This is a genomic window from Ruminococcus sp. FC2018, assembly GCF_000621805.1.
Classification (GTDB): domain Bacteria; phylum Bacillota; class Clostridia; order Oscillospirales; family Ruminococcaceae; genus Hominimerdicola.
In genome coordinates, this window is sequence record NZ_JHXH01000004.1 from 15183 (window position 1) to 30400 (window position 15218).

At 46.1% G+C, this 15218-nt stretch carries 15 protein-coding genes, 1 tRNA gene and 1 riboswitch; of the genes, 7 read left to right on the plus strand and 9 right to left on the minus strand.

What is annotated here, in order from left to right; all coding sequences use genetic code 11:
• Positions 1 to 567: 567 nt before the first annotated feature.
• The 3 genes from T494_RS0103565 to T494_RS13775 all read left to right on the plus strand — a co-directional run bounded on the left by T494_RS0103565 (position 568) and on the right by T494_RS13775 (position 2257).
• On the plus strand, positions 568 to 774 hold the full coding sequence (locus T494_RS0103565; RefSeq protein ID WP_028505111.1) for a hypothetical protein: 207 nt from the start codon (positions 568 to 570) through the stop codon (positions 772 to 774).
• An 18-nt stretch (positions 775 to 792) separates the two neighbouring features.
• The gene (locus T494_RS0103570) at positions 793 to 1968 is read left to right on the plus strand and encodes an iron-containing alcohol dehydrogenase (protein ID WP_028505112.1); all 1176 of its coding nucleotides are present in this window, start codon (positions 793 to 795) and stop codon (positions 1966 to 1968) included.
• Between the two features lie 133 nt (positions 1969 to 2101).
• Positions 2102 to 2257 carry a hypothetical protein gene (locus tag T494_RS13775; RefSeq protein WP_155984027.1) on the plus strand — a complete coding sequence of 52 codons (156 nt, stop codon included), beginning with the start codon at positions 2102 to 2104 and terminating at the stop codon, positions 2255 to 2257.
• Positions 2258 to 2276: 19 nt separating this feature from the next.
• Here T494_RS13775 and T494_RS0103585 read toward each other — a convergent pair whose 3' ends face one another.
• The 4 genes from T494_RS0103585 to T494_RS13330 all read right to left on the minus strand — a co-directional run bounded on the left by T494_RS0103585 (position 2277) and on the right by T494_RS13330 (position 6176).
• Positions 2277 to 3521 (minus strand): cation:proton antiporter, encoded by a 1245-nt coding sequence (locus T494_RS0103585; RefSeq protein WP_028505113.1) that lies wholly within the window; start codon positions 3519 to 3521, stop codon positions 2277 to 2279.
• A gap of 45 nt (positions 3522 to 3566) precedes the next feature.
• A riboswitch (Fluoride riboswitch) is annotated at positions 3567 to 3639 on the minus strand.
• 124 nt (positions 3640 to 3763) lie between these two features.
• Positions 3764 to 4300: a GNAT family N-acetyltransferase gene (locus T494_RS0103590; protein WP_028505114.1), complete on the minus strand. Its 537-nt coding sequence runs from the start codon at positions 4298 to 4300 to the stop codon at positions 3764 to 3766.
• A gap of 159 nt (positions 4301 to 4459) precedes the next feature.
• A tRNA-Leu gene (locus T494_RS0103595) sits at positions 4460 to 4544 on the minus strand.
• A gap of 366 nt (positions 4545 to 4910) precedes the next feature.
• The gene (locus T494_RS13330) at positions 4911 to 6176 is read right to left on the minus strand and encodes a fibronectin type III domain-containing protein (RefSeq protein WP_051540017.1); all 1266 of its coding nucleotides are present in this window, start codon (positions 6174 to 6176) and stop codon (positions 4911 to 4913) included.
• Positions 6177 to 6595: 419 nt separating this feature from the next.
• Between T494_RS13330 and T494_RS0103605 the strand changes: the two genes are divergently transcribed.
• Positions 6596 to 7513: a S1 RNA-binding domain-containing protein gene (locus T494_RS0103605; RefSeq protein WP_028505115.1), complete on the plus strand. Its 918-nt coding sequence runs from the start codon at positions 6596 to 6598 to the stop codon at positions 7511 to 7513.
• Positions 7514 to 7680: 167 nt separating this feature from the next.
• On the opposite strand, the gene T494_RS0103610 is transcribed toward T494_RS0103605, so the two are convergent.
• Both T494_RS0103610 and T494_RS0103615 read right to left on the minus strand, forming a co-directional pair.
• Complete coding sequence (locus tag T494_RS0103610; protein WP_028505116.1) at positions 7681 to 8943, minus strand: replication-associated recombination protein A; 1263 nt, start codon at positions 8941 to 8943, stop codon at positions 7681 to 7683.
• Between the two features lie 16 nt (positions 8944 to 8959).
• Positions 8960 to 9253 (minus strand): hypothetical protein, encoded by a 294-nt coding sequence (locus T494_RS0103615; protein WP_028505117.1) that lies wholly within the window; start codon positions 9251 to 9253, stop codon positions 8960 to 8962.
• A 151-nt stretch (positions 9254 to 9404) separates the two neighbouring features.
• Between T494_RS0103615 and T494_RS0103620 the strand changes: the two genes are divergently transcribed.
• The 3 genes from T494_RS0103620 to yfcE are packed head-to-tail and all read left to right on the plus strand — an operon-like array spanning position 9405 to position 12104.
• Complete coding sequence (locus T494_RS0103620; protein WP_028505118.1) at positions 9405 to 10568, plus strand: SGNH/GDSL hydrolase family protein; 1164 nt, start codon at positions 9405 to 9407, stop codon at positions 10566 to 10568.
• Between the two features lie 25 nt (positions 10569 to 10593).
• On the plus strand, positions 10594 to 11589 hold the full coding sequence (locus T494_RS0103625; RefSeq protein ID WP_028505119.1) for a PIN domain-containing protein: 996 nt from the start codon (positions 10594 to 10596) through the stop codon (positions 11587 to 11589).
• Positions 11589 to 12104 carry a phosphodiesterase gene (gene yfcE, locus T494_RS0103630; protein ID WP_028505120.1) on the plus strand — a complete coding sequence of 172 codons (516 nt, stop codon included), beginning with the start codon at positions 11589 to 11591 and terminating at the stop codon, positions 12102 to 12104. The genes T494_RS0103625 and yfcE overlap by 1 nt, the downstream gene beginning before the upstream one ends.
• A 37-nt stretch (positions 12105 to 12141) precedes the next feature.
• Here yfcE and T494_RS12180 read toward each other — a convergent pair whose 3' ends face one another.
• The 3 genes from T494_RS12180 to T494_RS0103645 all read right to left on the minus strand — a co-directional run bounded on the left by T494_RS12180 (position 12142) and on the right by T494_RS0103645 (position 15201).
• On the minus strand, positions 12142 to 13290 hold the full coding sequence (locus tag T494_RS12180) for a DUF4317 domain-containing protein (protein WP_051540019.1): 1149 nt from the start codon (positions 13288 to 13290) through the stop codon (positions 12142 to 12144).
• A 104-nt stretch (positions 13291 to 13394) separates the two neighbouring features.
• Complete coding sequence (locus T494_RS0103640; protein WP_028505121.1) at positions 13395 to 14792, minus strand: oxaloacetate decarboxylase subunit alpha; 1398 nt, start codon at positions 14790 to 14792, stop codon at positions 13395 to 13397.
• A gap of 37 nt (positions 14793 to 14829) precedes the next feature.
• Positions 14830 to 15201, minus strand: a complete 372-nt coding sequence (locus T494_RS0103645) for a biotin/lipoyl-containing protein (protein ID WP_028505122.1) — start codon at positions 15199 to 15201, stop codon at positions 14830 to 14832.
• Positions 15202 to 15218: the final 17 nt, after the last annotated feature.

A 15218-nucleotide genomic window follows, 5' to 3' on the forward strand; every position in this document is an offset into this window, starting at 1 on the left:
GCTTTATGGCGCACTAAGGTTCATGTGCGCTGCTAATGTATTTACCCGTACTTTTAAGTGAAATATACCGAGTAAATATTAAAATTCCGTAAATACTGAATTCAATTCAGTTTTGAGATAGACTGTTCTCAAGATAAAATATCAGGGGGTGGGAACACTGGAGAAAAAAGTTAAGATCAGGCAGGTAAGAGCAGCTGAAACTCGAAAAAAATAGTTTCGGCAGCAAAAAAACTTATCACGGAAAACGGCTTTGAGAACGTATCCATCGAGGATATTGCCAAACAAGCCGAGGTATCGACAGGCTCGTTTTATACCTATTTCAAAAAGAAAGAGGATATTATCGAGGAGCTGAATCAGTCGAACTTCTATCGCCTTGCGGAGATAACCAATGAGATGACAGAAAAGGATCTTGATGAACGGCTGAAATACTACTGCCGTGAATTTCTGGGGGAAATAGAGCGTGTCGGGATAGAGATCTGCAGGTAGTGGATACGCAACAATATTGCTCCCGTCAGGATAGTTATCTCGGACAAGGAGACCACGAAGTATGACCACGATCACCTTGCGATGAGGTCACTGATAGAGGAAGGTGTGAGCAGAGGCGAGCTTACAGAGAATGTTCCCGCTGACGAACTTGCACTTTTTATCAACACACAGCTTTACGGACTTATGGTTGCTTGGTGCATGAGCGATGCTTCGGTAGTCGGCTCTGCCAAGACCGATGCATTTTTCGATAGTATCATCAAACCGGCACTTATGCCGTACAAATTATGATTTAACAGGAGGTACGGTATGAAAGATTTTGTATTCAGCAACACAACAAAGGTTTATTTCGGCAAGGATCAGCTCCATCATCTGAGTGAGGAGATCGCTAAGTTCGGCAAGAAAGTCCTGCTGGTTTACGGCGGCGGCTCTATCAAAAGGATCGGCTTGTACGATAAGGTGATGGCTGAACTGAAAAAGGCTGATATGACGGTGTTTGAGCTTGGCGGCGTTGAGCCTAATCCGCACCACACCACCGTCAACAAGGGTGCTGCGCTTTGCAAAAAGGAAGGCATTGATGTACTTCTCGCAGTCGGCGGCGGCTCGACGATCGACGCAACAAAGGCTATGGCTGCAACTGCAAAATACGAGGGTGACGATTGCTGGGACATCATCACAGGCAAGGCTTTCGTGCCCGACAATCTGCCAATCGTATCGGTGCTTACCCTTTCGGCAACGGGTTCCGAAATGGACATCGGCGGTGTTATCAGCAATGTTGAGCTTAATGAAAAGCAGCCAATTTTCGGACCGACATTAAGACCGAACGTTTCATTCCTCGATCCTACAAATACATTCAGCGTCAACGCATACCAGACCGCAAGCGGAAGTGCGGACATTATGGCGCACGTTTTTGATGTGGCATATTTCACCGATCAGGAAGAAATGGATATGCTCACCCGTATGCAGGAGGAGGTGCTGAAAACCGTAGTCAAGTACGCACCTGTCGCTATCGAAAAGCCCGATGATTACGAAGCACGTTCCAATCTGATGTGGGCATCGAGCTGGGCGCTCAATGGTTTCTTGTTCAGCGGCATTTCTCAGGACGCTATCGCTCACATGATCGAGCATGAGCTTTCCGCTTTCTACAACATCACCCACGGTCACGGACTTGCTATTGTTATTCCGAGATGGCTGACCTATATTCTCAGCGAAAAGACAGCACCGAAGATCAAGCGTTTCGGTGTGAATGTCCTCGGTGTAGATGCGTCACTTTCCGATATGGACGGCGCAAAGGCTGCGATCAAGGCTCTGGAGAAATTCTACTTTGAGACACTCGGACTTCAGAGCCGACTGAGCGACCTGGGCATTGACGATAAGAATTTCGCACTCATGGCAAAGAAAGCCTGCAGTGCAAAGGGCAAGCTGGTCGGATTTACAACGCTCACCCCTGCCGATGTTGAGGAGATATTCAAGATGTGCCTGTAATTTCTTAAAAAAACGAGGTGAGTTTGAAATGATCTGTGAAGAGGAAATGGTAGATCTGCGGATCGCTGATCCGAAAAGCATTGAAGAAGGCAAAAGACTGGCGCAGCTTGCTTTGATACAGTAGGCGGAACGCTTGTATTTCAAGCCGAAGATATCGGATTCCGACCTGCGAATGCTGGTGCAAAAGGTGCTTGTGCATCAAAACGAGGACAAGAGCCTTGATGTACAGTTTATATTCAACGGTGCATTCGAGCAGAGCGTGACAAAGTATGATGACGAACAGGCATAAAAAGAAAGGCTGGTGCAGATCAAACTGCATCAGCCTCACTTTTTTGTCTTCTATTGTTTTCAGTACCGATATCGGTCGATAAAAGGAAAGAATAGCTGCGGTCGATTCCTAGAGCGCCAAGCGGAGCTGTGATCAGAATCGCAAGCACCGCAACTGATAACACTATCTTTCCGCATGGCAGACCAAGCGACAGCGGTACCGAGCCTATAGCTGCCTGCACCGTTGCTTTCGGAAGATAGGCTATCACACAGAAGAAACGTTCTTTTGTGTTAAGCTCCGTGCCAACCAGACATAAGACTACACCCACAGACCTGAAAGCGAGAGCTATGAATATCATCAGAACCGCCATACCGCCTGCCGTAAGTGTGTAGCGAACATCAACAGCAGCACCTACAAGCACGAACAGCATTATTTCGGCGGCTATCCACAGCTTGCCGAACTTTTCAGACAGTCTTGCACAAACGCTCTTGTTGGCTTTCAGCTTCACCACGCAAGCCATAGCTACAACAGCAAGCAATCCCGACATGGCAACATAGGGCTTCACAAGATATTCAACACTCATCAGAAAAAAGGATGTTCCGAGCAGGATAATGACCTTTGTGCTGTTTCTGATTTTGAGCTTGTTCTGGTATGATTTTTCAAAGAGAAAATAAATCAGAAGTCCGACTGCCGCACCGAGCAGAACGCCGAGAACTATGGATATGGGGATATTCAAAAAGTCAGTGACTTTTGCCGAGCCGCCCTGCGCCATCGTCACAAATGTGGAGAACAGCACGATAACGAAGATATCATCACAGGACGCTCCTGCAAGAATCATCTGCGGAATGCTTTTCTGTGTTCCACATTTTTCTTCTATCAGTTTCACCATTCTCGGCACGACGACTGCAGGAGAGACAGCACTCAGTACCGCACCCATGACAGCTGATTCAATACGGTTCACACCGAGCAGAAGCGGAGCGAACAGAATATATCCGACTATCTCACAGCATGCAGGAACAAATGACATCATCACAGCAGATCTGCCAACCTTCTTCAAGTCTGAAAGGTTAAGCGACAATCCAGCTTTTATCAGTATAATGATAAGTGCTATCTGCCGAAGCTCTGAGGATATGCCGAGTATTTTCGAGTCGAGCAGGTCAAGAACATATGGACTTACCACGATTCCTACGCCAAGCATACCAATTATACGAGGCAATCCTATTTTCTCAAATATTGCAGCGGCAGACAAACCGACAAGAAAAATGACCGCAAGTGATAAAATCATAATAATACCTCCAAACAGAATAAAAAAGAGCCGATAACTATTGCGTAAAACGCAGAAGTCATCAGCTTGAATAAGCGGTTTAGGTTTCCCAGGGGAGAACATCATTCCCATATCAAATTGTCTGCATTCATTATATCACGGCAGAACAAACAAGTCAATAGGCAAATAAAATAATACAAGGCTGGTGCGTATCAGATCACATCAGCCTTAATTGTTCTTCAATAATTGGCATCGCCCCGTCATCATAAGACATATTCCATTTGTACATCAAACGGCTCGTTTTCAGCAATTTCACGGTTTATCTCTTCTGCGTCAACACAACCCAGTTTGCGGTATGCCGCCTGACTTTCCTTCGACGAATGTGCTGAAATATACAGTTTCTCAGCTCCTAAAAGTCTTGCTTCACGACAGATCACTCTGAAAAGACCGGTGCCTATGCCCATTCTGCGAAACGGCTGTGAAACATGAAAAAGCACAAGCTCCAGGTACTGAGCATTGCTTCCAAACAGCTTATTTGAGATCACTATGTATCCTACAATTTTTTCGCCCAGAAATGCACCGTATGCCGTCCATTCCAAACCAAGTAGTTTGCAGATGGAAGCGGCGATCTCTCTGCGTTTTTTCAGATCCCAGTCCTCAATATACTCATTGGTGACTAATTTCCATTCCTCACCTACAAACCGCCAGCATTCTTTTACTTTCTGATATCTTATAAAGTTATCAAGAGAATATTCGTTGAAGTTCTTATCTGTTAGCTTTTCAATGACAATATTGTTCATAAATACCTTCTTTCGTGTACAAAAAAAGTGTTCCCGAAAAATCGAAAACACTTGGATTTCTTATTCACAAAAGGATGTTAAACAAGCAAATGTGAATGATAGAAGTTTCCGATTTTTCTGTTACGAATATTCATATCATTCACCTGCCTTTCTGAAATTTGGTGCGGGTGACAGGACTTGAACCTGCACTCCTCTCGGAAGCAGCACCTAAAACTGCCGTGTATGCCAATTTCACCACACCCGCATATTATTCCAATTATTGATTTTCAGCCTATTGGAATAGTCTGGAAAAATACCACTGTTGTAACGCTACCTAAAACTGCCGTGTATGCCAATTTCACCACACCCGCATATATTTTGCCGTGTATGCCCTGCTTGCGTCAGCAAGCATGTTCACACACACCCGCATATTAACTTAACGTGTCAGCCTCGTCTTTGCATACAAAATCACCAACACAGCAATGTGATTATACCACAAATCCCATGGACTGTCAAGGGAAACATACCATTGACCGGCTGTATATTGCGACACAGCCTATATTGTCACTTACGCCAATATTATCACACGAAAAGAAAAGAGACCGGTTTTTACACGGTCTCTGATTTTTTATCAGCCCCAGTACTGTCTCCAGATGTTTACGTAGTTGCCCCAAGGGGTTCTGAAGGAGTAGCCGAGTTTCGGACTTGAAACTGCATGTGATGTGCTGTTCCAGTAGTAAATGTTGTAGTCATTGGCGATGTTGTTGTAGTATGTGATGCCATAAGCTGCGCCCCATACTGCTCTCTTTACTCTGTCTGTAACTCTTGCATAAGTAGCTCCTCGAGCCGCAAGTGTTGCATCGGAAGCAAATCCGCCGCTGGTATAGATTATGCTCTCAACATTTGAGTATCTTCTGTAATATGATGCCCAGTTGCCCTGGTATGTGTACTTTGCACATACATACTGGTTTGTTACACAGTCTGCAACATAAACGATAGGCTTATCCCAGAAGGAACCTGCTGCACCGCCCACCTCATGGTAAACGATACGGCACATTGCCTGCCAGCCTGCTGCGGAATAATCCATTCTGGCTGTCTTGATGTTTATTGATTTGCAAAGCTCCGATGCCTTTCCTGAAGCGTCAACAGACTTAACTGCAAACGCATACATTGTATCTCTCTTAAGACCTGATACTGTGTAATCGGCAGAGGCAACAGTTGCAACGTTTGTCCAGCCTGTATACTGACCGCCCTTAACAAAGAGCATATACTTTGATGCACCTGCAACCGGATTCCAGTGAACGTGTATCTTATTTGTCTGCGCATTGTACGGATGAGTATAATCCGTATCGTAGGTCTTTTCAGCGATCATAAGTGCTGCGCCCTTATTGTTTCCAACCAGCGGAACAACTGTGGTCGTTACAGGGGCAGGAGCTGCTGTGGTAGCCTTTGTTGTGGTCGCAACAGTTTTTTTAGCTGTGGTCACAGGAGCTGCCTTTGTGGTTACAGCCGACTTAGCAGCTGTTGCAGCCTTTGCAGTGGTTGCCGCAGTGGCAGCCGCTTTCTTAGCAGCGGTAGTTGTCGCACTCTTTTCACTTGCTTTGGTTGCTGTTGTTGAAACAGCTGTTTTCAGCTCAGTCTGTGCTGCGCTGAATATTGAACTGGTAGAAGCATTCTGAGAAGCTTGGAAGGTCGACATACTCAATGTGACCGTACTGTCTGTGATATCGCCTGTATTGCCCACGGGAGTTGCCTGTGCAGCTTCTGAAGCATCAGCGGCTTTCACAGCATCCGATGAGTTTGAAGTATCAGCGGCACAGCTCATTGTGATTATAAGTGCCATTGCTGCAACAACACATCTGGATACAAGTTTCCTTGATCTGTTTTCCTTAACCATAATTTTTCGACAACTCAAATTGATATGCGCCGTAAGCTGCCGAAGATTCACACCCTTTCTTCTTTGAAAAGCTACTATATGTATATCTCCGCTTTTCATTAAATATTACTGTGTTATTTTCTGATTTGTAAAATCTGAACCCGTATGATTACAAATTGATTACAAACAGTGTAGTAATTGTAACACATCATTTCTATTTTGTCAACTCTTGCCTTGTGAAAAAGTGTTAACATTCAATTTCAGACTATCAAGAATAAAAAACCAAAAATCAGCATAAAATTAAATATACGAAGAAAAAGGCGTATTTACGCAGTTTTTGCAATAGCAAACAATTTTACATAAAATGTCAGCTTGTTAACAAAAAGTTTACATTTAAAACGTTAAAAAAATCACTTTTTAGTGGGAAAAGAGGCTATTTTATGAGGAATTATCTACCCGAAGGACGGCTTTTAAACACCCCTCAGAACAGGTATTATCTTCGGGATGCAGCCACATTTGAGGAGGCAAAAAAGCAGGATCTGATACTGGAAAGTCATGCTCTGATGTGTGACCCAAAGCACGATCTTATAGTTGAGCTGCCATTCGGAAAGGGGATAATTCCCCGAAGTGAGGGTGCTATCGGAATTGAGGACGGCTCTGTACGGGATATTGCGCTTCTTTCACGAGTCAACAAGACAGTCTGCTTTAAGATCATGGAAATAACCCACAGTGACGGCGAAACTATATGTATACTTTCCCGGCGCAAAGCTCAGGAGGAGTGCCGCAGACAGTACACAGATACTCTTAAACGGGGAGATATAATACCTGCCAGAGTGACGCATCTGGAGCCTTTCGGATGTTTTGTGGACATCGGCTGCGGTATCATTTCCCTTATTCCCATAGACTCCATATCCGTTTCAAGGATAGCACATCCCTGCGATCGTTTCTTCAACGGGCAGGACATTTTTGCCGTTGTCAAGGACATTTCTCAGGACAGGATAACCCTTTCCCACAAGGAGCTTCTGGGAACTTGGGAACAGAACGCTGCCCTTTTTCACACCGGCGACACGGTAGGTGGGATAATACGCTCGGTTGAGGATTACGGCGTATTTGTGGAGCTTACGCCTAACCTTGCAGGGCTTGCAGAACCGCAGGGAGGGATACGTGTGGGACAGTCGGCAAGCGTATACATAAAGGCGATAATACCCGATAAAATGAAGGTGAAGCTGATAATCATAGATGTATTTGATAACTGCGCCTTCCCGGCAAAATACGATTACTTCATTAACTCAGGTCACATAGACAGCTGGGTCTATTCCACATCAAACGCCAATAAGCACATATCTACGGAGTTTTGACACAAAAAGCCGCATCGGAGATAAACTCTGATGCGGCTCACACTATATATAGTATAGGAAAGCATTTTGAACCTATACATTTATTACAAATTGTTACCGCTTGCAACATCTTTTCTGTGCAATTTTATTACAAAGCTGTAACTATTGAAGAAACCAGGGAACAAAGACTACTTTTTTATCTTCTCCCAATAAGCCTTTGACATCTTCTCGGTCTTATTGTCACCGTACTCATAATACTTCCTGCCGGCAAGGTTATCGGGAAGATACTGCTGCTGCACCCAATGGTTGGGAAAATCGTGAGGATAGAGATAGTGCTGTCCCTTTTCAGAAGCCTCATCGCCATCAAAGTGCTTATTCTGAAGTGCTCGGGGAAAGCCCGTAGCTTCGCCATTTCTCACGTCTGAAAGTGCCATATCCACCGCCATTATTGCGCTGTTTGACTTAGGTGCTGTGGCAAGCAGTATGGCAGCTTCGGCAAGGGGTATCCTTGCCTCCGGCAGTCCAAGCTGCATTGCGCTGTCAACGCAGGCTTTGACTATGGGCACAGCCATTGGATATGCAAGCCCTATGTCCTCACTGGCGATGACCAGCAGACGCCTGCTCAGAGAGATTATATCCCCTGCCTCGCAGAGTCTTGCGGCATAATGCACTGCTGCATCGGGATCGGAGCCTCTGATGGACTTTTGCAGGGCAGAAAGAGTATCGTAATGCTCATCTCCGTCACGGTCATAGCGCATATTGCTGCGCTGGGTAAGAGCATTTGCCGTGTCCATGGTGACTTTAAGCACGCTGCCGTCATCGTCGGCACTCAAAAGGCAAAGCTCCACGGTATTCATTGCCTTTCTCACGTCACCGCCGCAGCCTTGTGAGATATGCTCCACCACCCCGTTTGACAGCTGAAGCTTTCTTCCAAGCTCATCAGCCATAAACTGGAACGCTCTTCTAACCGCCAACTGTATTTCGTCCGGGATAACAGGTTTGAACTCGAACATGGTGCAGCGGCTTATTATGGCGTTATAGACATAAAAATACGGGTTTTCGGTGGTTGAAGCGATAAGTGTTATGCTTCCGTCTTCAATATATTCCAAAAGCGACTGCTGCTGTTTCTTGTTAAGGTACTGTATCTCATCAAGGTACAGAAGTATCCCGTTAATTCCGCTGAAAGTCCGTGTCTGGGCGATTATCTCTTTTATATCGGAGATAGACGCAGAGGTGCCGTTGAGCTTATGAAGCTCCATATCCGTACGCTTTGCAATTATCCTGGCGATAGTTGTCTTGCCCACCCCTGACGGACCGTAAAATATCATATTGGGTATCCTGCCGCTTTCAATTATCCTGCGCAGCGGCTTGCCCTCACCTACCAGATGTGTCTGTCCCACTACATCATCAAGGACTGTGGGTCTTATTCTTTCTGCAAGTGGTGTTCCCATGTTTTATTCCTGCCTGTCATTCGTCAAGTACATTTTTTATCATGCTGAAATTCATTTTATAAGCACGGCTGTTGATCTTCAAGAGCAGATACTCCCTTGCCACGAGCACAGCCTCCTGCGCTTTGGTGTTCTCGGCACCAACAAAGTTCTTATAGATTATCAGCTGTGAAGAGCTGACTTTCATAAGGACGTGATTCAGACACTCAAAAGTGCCTCGGCAGACATGGCGTGAGCTTACAAAGTTAAAAAGATCCTCATAGGTTGCATCGGTTACTTCCTGCTCCAAAAACTCATCAAGAACTGCATTCATGGCTAAAAGACCTCCTTTTTATCCTCCACACCATTATACCACACTTGTCTCCCCTTTTCAAGAATTTTAGCAAAGCACTTGAAGAAAATTATCATTTGTGGTATAATGAGTCTGAAAACAAAGTGCCTTTTTAAGCCAAGGGGGTCATGACATGAAAAGAAAAATCCTGAGCATATTTCTTATCTGCGCATTTGTATTTACGTCGTCCTTTACCGCCTTTGCAGATGACAGCTCCCAATCGGCAAGCCTGACTCAGACCGACGCACCCGGCAAAATAGTTTTCCTTGGTGACTCTATTGCGGCAGGTTACGGGCTTGCGGGCTACACCGGTTCCACAACAGCAAGTCCAAAGGACAGCTATGCAAGCATACTTGGTGAGAAATACAAGGGTGAACTTTCAGACATCACACAGGCTCAGATGGTCAACCTTGCGGTTTCGGGGTACACATCAACACAGGTGCTTAAAAGTCTTGAGAACCAGCAGACACTGGAGCAGCTCACAGGCAGCGACGTTGTGGTCATATCCGCAGGCGGAAACGACGTTATGGGACCGCTGCTTGCATTTGTTTATGTGGGACTGGGGGTAAAGTCACAGGAGGACATGAACAAGCTTGACCCGAAGGTTTTTTCAGACCCTAAGACTGAGCTTAAAATGAAGCCCACTCTGGCGCTTATCACCATGAACATTAAAGCTTTCACCGAAAACATCAGAAAGATATCCGAGATGATCCATAGCAAAACAAATGCCCGGATCATTGTCCAGACGGTATACAACCCCCTTGACTCGGAACCCAGATACGCAGACCTTTCAAAGATCGTCGATGAAAAGCTTGGAGAACTGAACAAGGCGATAAACGATTGCTCCGACGCAGGAAAGAACTACACGGTATGCGATATATCCAAGGCTTTTGCAGGAAAATCGTCACAGCTCACAAACATAGATAAACTGGATATTCACCCATCTGCGGCTGGTCACAAGGTGATCGCAGATGAGCTTGACAAGATAATAAAGACAGAAAAATACAGCGTCCAGGTCAAGCCTGCGGTGACAAACTCATCACCGACTGAAAGCAGCGCACCGGAGTCTGTTTCCCCAGCGCAGGACAGCAGCTCTGCGGCATCACAGGAAACGTCATCACAGCAGGACAAGGACAGCTCCGTAGAGAGCACATCGGAATCTTTCACCGATGATGACAGCAAAGGCAGCGATAAAAAAATAGATAAAAGCACCCTTTATGTTACTCTGGGGCTGTTCTTCGGCGGATTTATTGCGGTGTTTGCCATTGTTATGATAAAGTTCAAAAAAAGCAGATAGAGATCAGACTGAAAGGTAGGAAACAATGAAGATATATCTTGTTGATTTTGAGAACGTTAAATCAAAAGGTCTTGAGGGAGTTGACAAACTCAGCGAGACAGACAGCGTTATCATTTTTTTCAGCGAAAACTCCGACACACTCAGCTTTGAGATGCACCAGAAGGTGCTGTCGTCAAAGGCTGATATAGAATATTTCAAGGTTAGCGTGGGCGGCAAGAATGCCCTTGATTTTCAACTGTCCACCCTGCTGGGTTACATGGTAGCAAAGGAAACTTACTCCCATATCTTTGTTATAAGCAACGACAAGGGATTTGATTTTCTCCACGCCTTTTGGGGCGGTAACTATATCGACACGCCAAAGACCCATGTTTACAGGACAAAAACCATAAGTGGAGCTATCGAGTACACAATAAACGAAGCTTCAAATCAGAAGGTCAGAGCAGAGGCTGAAACAGAGTCTGAGGATACGGACGATGCACAGCAGGAAGCTGTGACCCGGCAGGCAGTACAGGAGAAAGCTGCTGAGGAAAAAAGCGAACCTTCTGCAAAGCGCAGGTCTTCGGCAAGAAAGGTTCAGGACTTTGACACCACCTTCAAGGGGCTCTTAAAGGACGCCTGCGATGAAAACAGCTACGGCATCGTAAAAGAGCTTTTCATTAAGTCGCAGACAAAAGAGGAATTCCACAACTCACTTGCAAAGGAATACAAGCAGGACGGCACGGAAATATACAAGGCTGTGAAATCAAGGTACATAAAGCTCAAAGAAAAGCTGGAAAAAGAGCTTGCAAAGGCACCTGCACCACAGCAGGAGCAGCCCGCCGACAAGCTTGACGAGATACTTGCACAAAGCTGTTCGGCAGAAAACATCCAGCGCATTCGCAGATGTATCGAGAACACCGCCAGCAAAAAGGAGCTTTACATAAGCATGGTCAAGGAGTTCCAGAAGAAAAAGGGCTGCGAATATTACAACATCATCAAGCCGCATTACAGCGAGATAACACAGAAAGTTAGTGAAAGCTGATGAAACTCTTTATTGCCTCGGATATCCACGGCTCGGCGCACTGGTGCAGGAAGATGCTGGACGCTTTTGAGAACAGCGGTGCTGAAAAGCTTGTTCTTCTTGGAGATATCCTTTACCACGGTCCGAGAAACCAACTGCCCGACGGATACGACCCAAAGCAGGTCATTGCCATGCTCAACCCATTGAGGGACAAGATCCTTTGCGTGCGTGGCAACTGCGACACGGAGGTTGACCAGATGGTACTGGACTTCCCTGTGCTTGCGGATTACTGCTGGATATACGCAGACGGCTGCAAGCTGTTTCTGACCCACGGACACCACTTTAACCCGGAGGAGCTGCCGCCTCTTTCAAAGGGCGACTTTCTCCTTAACGGGCACACCCACATTCCTATGATAAAGGACATGGGCGACTACACATATGTAAACTGCGGGTCTGTTGCCATACCAAAGGAAAACTCGTCTCACAGCTACATTATCTTTGAAAACGGACAATTCTGTCTGATGTCACTTGAATAGCAAAACAAAAACCACCCTTTTCGGGTGGCTTTTTTAATCATACCGGTTCGGCTATCTTATTTTCTTCAATGGCAGTTTCAAGTCCGTTCACAGACATTTTATCGTCCAGCTCGATAACAAGACACTTTTTACCGCCTACCGTCTGGGTGCGGACCTTGTCCATTCCCTCCTTGGAGATGTTTACCGTTACGCCGGGGACAGACAGCACGGTCTTTTTGTCCACAAGGTTTGCACAGGTAAGCTCCTTTTCACCCAAGGCAGTTTCGTACACCTTTGGCAGGTGTTCCAGTTTCTGCTGGCTTATGCCCGATTCCCACAGGATAGAGGATATATCCCTGCTGTTTACCGTTGGTATCTCGGTGTCATGGGCACTTCGGTCGATTATATCCTGTATCTTGTTATTGACTGTATTGATTACCTTCAGGTCAAGCTCCTCACCGCAGACATTGTTCATTATGGCGTGGAACGTTACTTTCTCGCTGACTCCGCTCATGGAATACTCACAGCCCAGAAGCTCATCTACAATGGACGAATTGGGCTTTTTTGCATTCTTGGTATAATACAGCACCCCGTTGATGTCAGACTGTCTGTCGGAAAACAGGGGGAACAAAAAGCCGTCTGTTGGCGGGTCAACTATCCTGTCGGCGGTATCCTTTTTAGCGATAGAGTTGCTTTCCTCGTCATAGATAAGCCCGTCGATACGCAGATTTACAGGGCATATCGCAGTTATGATAAAGTTATAGTTATTATCGCTCTCCATATCGCTTTCAAGATTTTTGTTCTTGCTTATGACCGCATATGTACAATGGGCAACAAAAATAGTATAGGTGGATATATACTCCATTTTCTCGATAATACGCTGGATATACTTATTGACAAGCTCCTCATCGGTAAGCTTGCTGCGCAGCACCTGGTTCATAAAAAGCTGTGCTCCCCCTTCAAGGTAAGCGTCCTTAGGAAAATGGTACTCCAGCAGATTCTTTCCGATAGAGCCTGAAAGTATCTTTTTGAGGTACGCCACGATAAGCTCGCTTTCATCCTCCGGGATAAGATTATTCATACGGTTGGTCATGCACTTGACCTTCTTTTCCGCATCAACACAGGCTGTGACCACATGGTTTATGGTGAAAAAGCCGCTATCCTTATCAAGATTTCTTTTTATCTCGTTTATCTCTTTTTTATTCATTTTTGCCATTCCTCCGTTTTAGTAGCTGATTACCAGTATACCACATTTCAGGCATTTTTGCAACAAAAAACAGCCGACAGTTTACGCCGCCGGCTGACATTTTTTTATACAGGATGAACTTTGCTGTCGGCATCGGAATGTTTGGAATCGACACCGTACTTTTTATCTCTTCTTGCCTTGAAGAAGTTTGGAGCGACCTTGGGGAACATAGCGTATGTGAGAATGTCCTCCTCCTGCTCTGTCCACTCGGCAGATTCTTTCTTCATAGTCTCAAACTCAGGTTCAAGCAGGTCTGCAGGACGGCAGGTTATCGGCTTTTCGTCCTTGAGTATCTGTTTTTGGAACTCGGGGTCGATATCCACGGGAGTCTTTCCGTACTCGCCCTTGACAAGTCCCCTGAACTCCTTGGTAACGGTCTTGTATCTCTCCCCTGTAATAACATTGAACACAGCCTGTGTACCGACTATCTGTGAGGTCGGCGTAACAAGCGGCGGGAATCCGGAATCCTTACGAACTCTGGGCACCTCCTTGAGCACCTCTTCAAGCTGGTCTGCCTTGCCTGCCTGCTTGAGCTGTGAAAGCAGGTTGGAGAGCATACCGCCCGGCACCTGATAAAGCAGTGCCTTTGTATTTGAAGCCAGCATTGACGGGTCAAGCAGACCGCTGTCTATGTATTTCTTTCTCAGACCCATAAAGTATTCTCTTATCTCGTTGAGCTTTACAAGGTCAAGACCTGTGTCATACTCGGTTCCCTGGAAAGCAGCCACCACAGACTCGGTAGGAGCGTGGGAAGTACCGTTTGCCAGAGGTGACATAGCGGTATCAACGCCGTCAACGCCTGCCTCGGCAGCCTTCATGATACACATTGAAGCAAGACCGGAGGTATAGTGTGTATGCAGCTGGACAGGTATCTTTACTGCTGCTTTAAGGTCCTTAACAAGGGTGGAAGCCTCATAAGGTGTAAGCAGCGCAGCCATGTCCTTGATACACAGGGACTTTGCCCCCGCAGCCTCTATTCGCTTTGCGTAGTCAACATAATACTCATGGGTGAAAACTTCACCTGTGGTATAGCTGATCGCTACCTGAGCGTGACCGCCCTCTTTGTTAGCCGCCTTGATAGCGGTTTCAAGGTTTCTTATATCGTTAAGTGCGTCAAATATCCTGATGATGTCGATACCGTTTGCGATAGACTTCTGAACGAAATATTCAACCAGGTCATCGGCATAGTGACGGTAGCCAAGCATATTCTGTCCTCTGAACAGCATCTGCAGCTTGGTATTGGGCATTTCCCTTCTGATTATCCTGAGTCTTTCCCAGGGGTCCTCGTTAAGGAATCTGATGCAGGAGTCAAAAGTTGCTCCGCCCCAGACCTCTGCGGAATAAAAGCCGACCTTATCAAGCTCGGGAAGAATGTCTATCATGTCGTTTATGGACATTCTTGTTGCAAGCAGGGACTGGTGTGCGTCACGAAGCACGGTTTCGGTTATATTAAGCTTTGCCATTATCCTTTATGTCCTTTCGTTAATATGTAGTGAGAAATTATCCGATAACAGCAAGAACTGCGCCTGTTTCAACAGCCGAGCCCTTGGTGGTGTTGATGCTGAGCACCTTGCCTGCGCACGGAGCATTCACATCGTTCTCCATTTTCATAGCCTCAAGCACGCAAACTGCCTGTCCTGCAGCGACCGTATCCCCCACTGCGACCTTGATGTCAAGGATAGTTCCCGGCATTGGAGCGGTCACCTTTGTGCCCTCTGCAACAGGTGCTGCTGCCGCAGGTGCGGGAGCTGCGGGTGCTGCCGGTGCTGCAACAGGTGCTGCTGCAGCAGGTGCGGAAGCTGAGCCTGCATCCACCTCTTCAACTGCTACGTCATAAGCCTTACCGTTTACTGTAATATTATATCTTTTCATTTATAAAACCACCAATC

What these genes read in the sequence shown, in the direction of transcription:
- T494_RS0103605 (WP_028505115.1), top strand. Translation starts at nt 6,596, where the DNA reads ATGAGGAATTATCTACCCGAAGGACGGCTTTTAAACACCCCTCAGAAC.
- T494_RS0103625 (WP_028505119.1), top strand. Translation starts at nt 10,594, where the DNA reads ATGAAGATATATCTTGTTGATTTTGAGAACGTTAAATCAAAAGGTCTT.
- T494_RS0103615 (WP_028505117.1), bottom strand. Translation starts at nt 9,253, where the DNA reads ATGAATGCAGTTCTTGATGAGTTTTTGGAGCAGGAAGTAACCGATGCA.
- T494_RS0103620 (WP_028505118.1), top strand. Translation starts at nt 9,405, where the DNA reads ATGAAAAGAAAAATCCTGAGCATATTTCTTATCTGCGCATTTGTATTT.
- yfcE (WP_028505120.1), top strand. Translation starts at nt 11,589, where the DNA reads ATGAAACTCTTTATTGCCTCGGATATCCACGGCTCGGCGCACTGGTGC.
- T494_RS12180 (WP_051540019.1), bottom strand. Translation starts at nt 13,290, where the DNA reads ATGAATAAAAAAGAGATAAACGAGATAAAAAGAAATCTTGATAAGGAT.
- T494_RS0103570 (WP_028505112.1), top strand. Translation starts at nt 793, where the DNA reads ATGAAAGATTTTGTATTCAGCAACACAACAAAGGTTTATTTCGGCAAG.
- T494_RS0103585 (WP_028505113.1), bottom strand. Translation starts at nt 3,521, where the DNA reads ATGATTTTATCACTTGCGGTCATTTTTCTTGTCGGTTTGTCTGCCGCT.
- T494_RS13330 (WP_051540017.1), bottom strand. Translation starts at nt 6,176, where the DNA reads ATGGTTAAGGAAAACAGATCAAGGAAACTTGTATCCAGATGTGTTGTT.
- T494_RS0103590 (WP_028505114.1), bottom strand. Translation starts at nt 4,300, where the DNA reads ATGAACAATATTGTCATTGAAAAGCTAACAGATAAGAACTTCAACGAA.
- T494_RS0103640 (WP_028505121.1), bottom strand. Translation starts at nt 14,792, where the DNA reads ATGGCAAAGCTTAATATAACCGAAACCGTGCTTCGTGACGCACACCAG.
- T494_RS0103610 (WP_028505116.1), bottom strand. Translation starts at nt 8,943, where the DNA reads ATGGGAACACCACTTGCAGAAAGAATAAGACCCACAGTCCTTGATGAT.
- T494_RS0103565 (WP_028505111.1), top strand. Translation starts at nt 568, where the DNA reads ATGAGGTCACTGATAGAGGAAGGTGTGAGCAGAGGCGAGCTTACAGAG.
- T494_RS0103645 (WP_028505122.1), bottom strand. Translation starts at nt 15,201, where the DNA reads ATGAAAAGATATAATATTACAGTAAACGGTAAGGCTTATGACGTAGCA.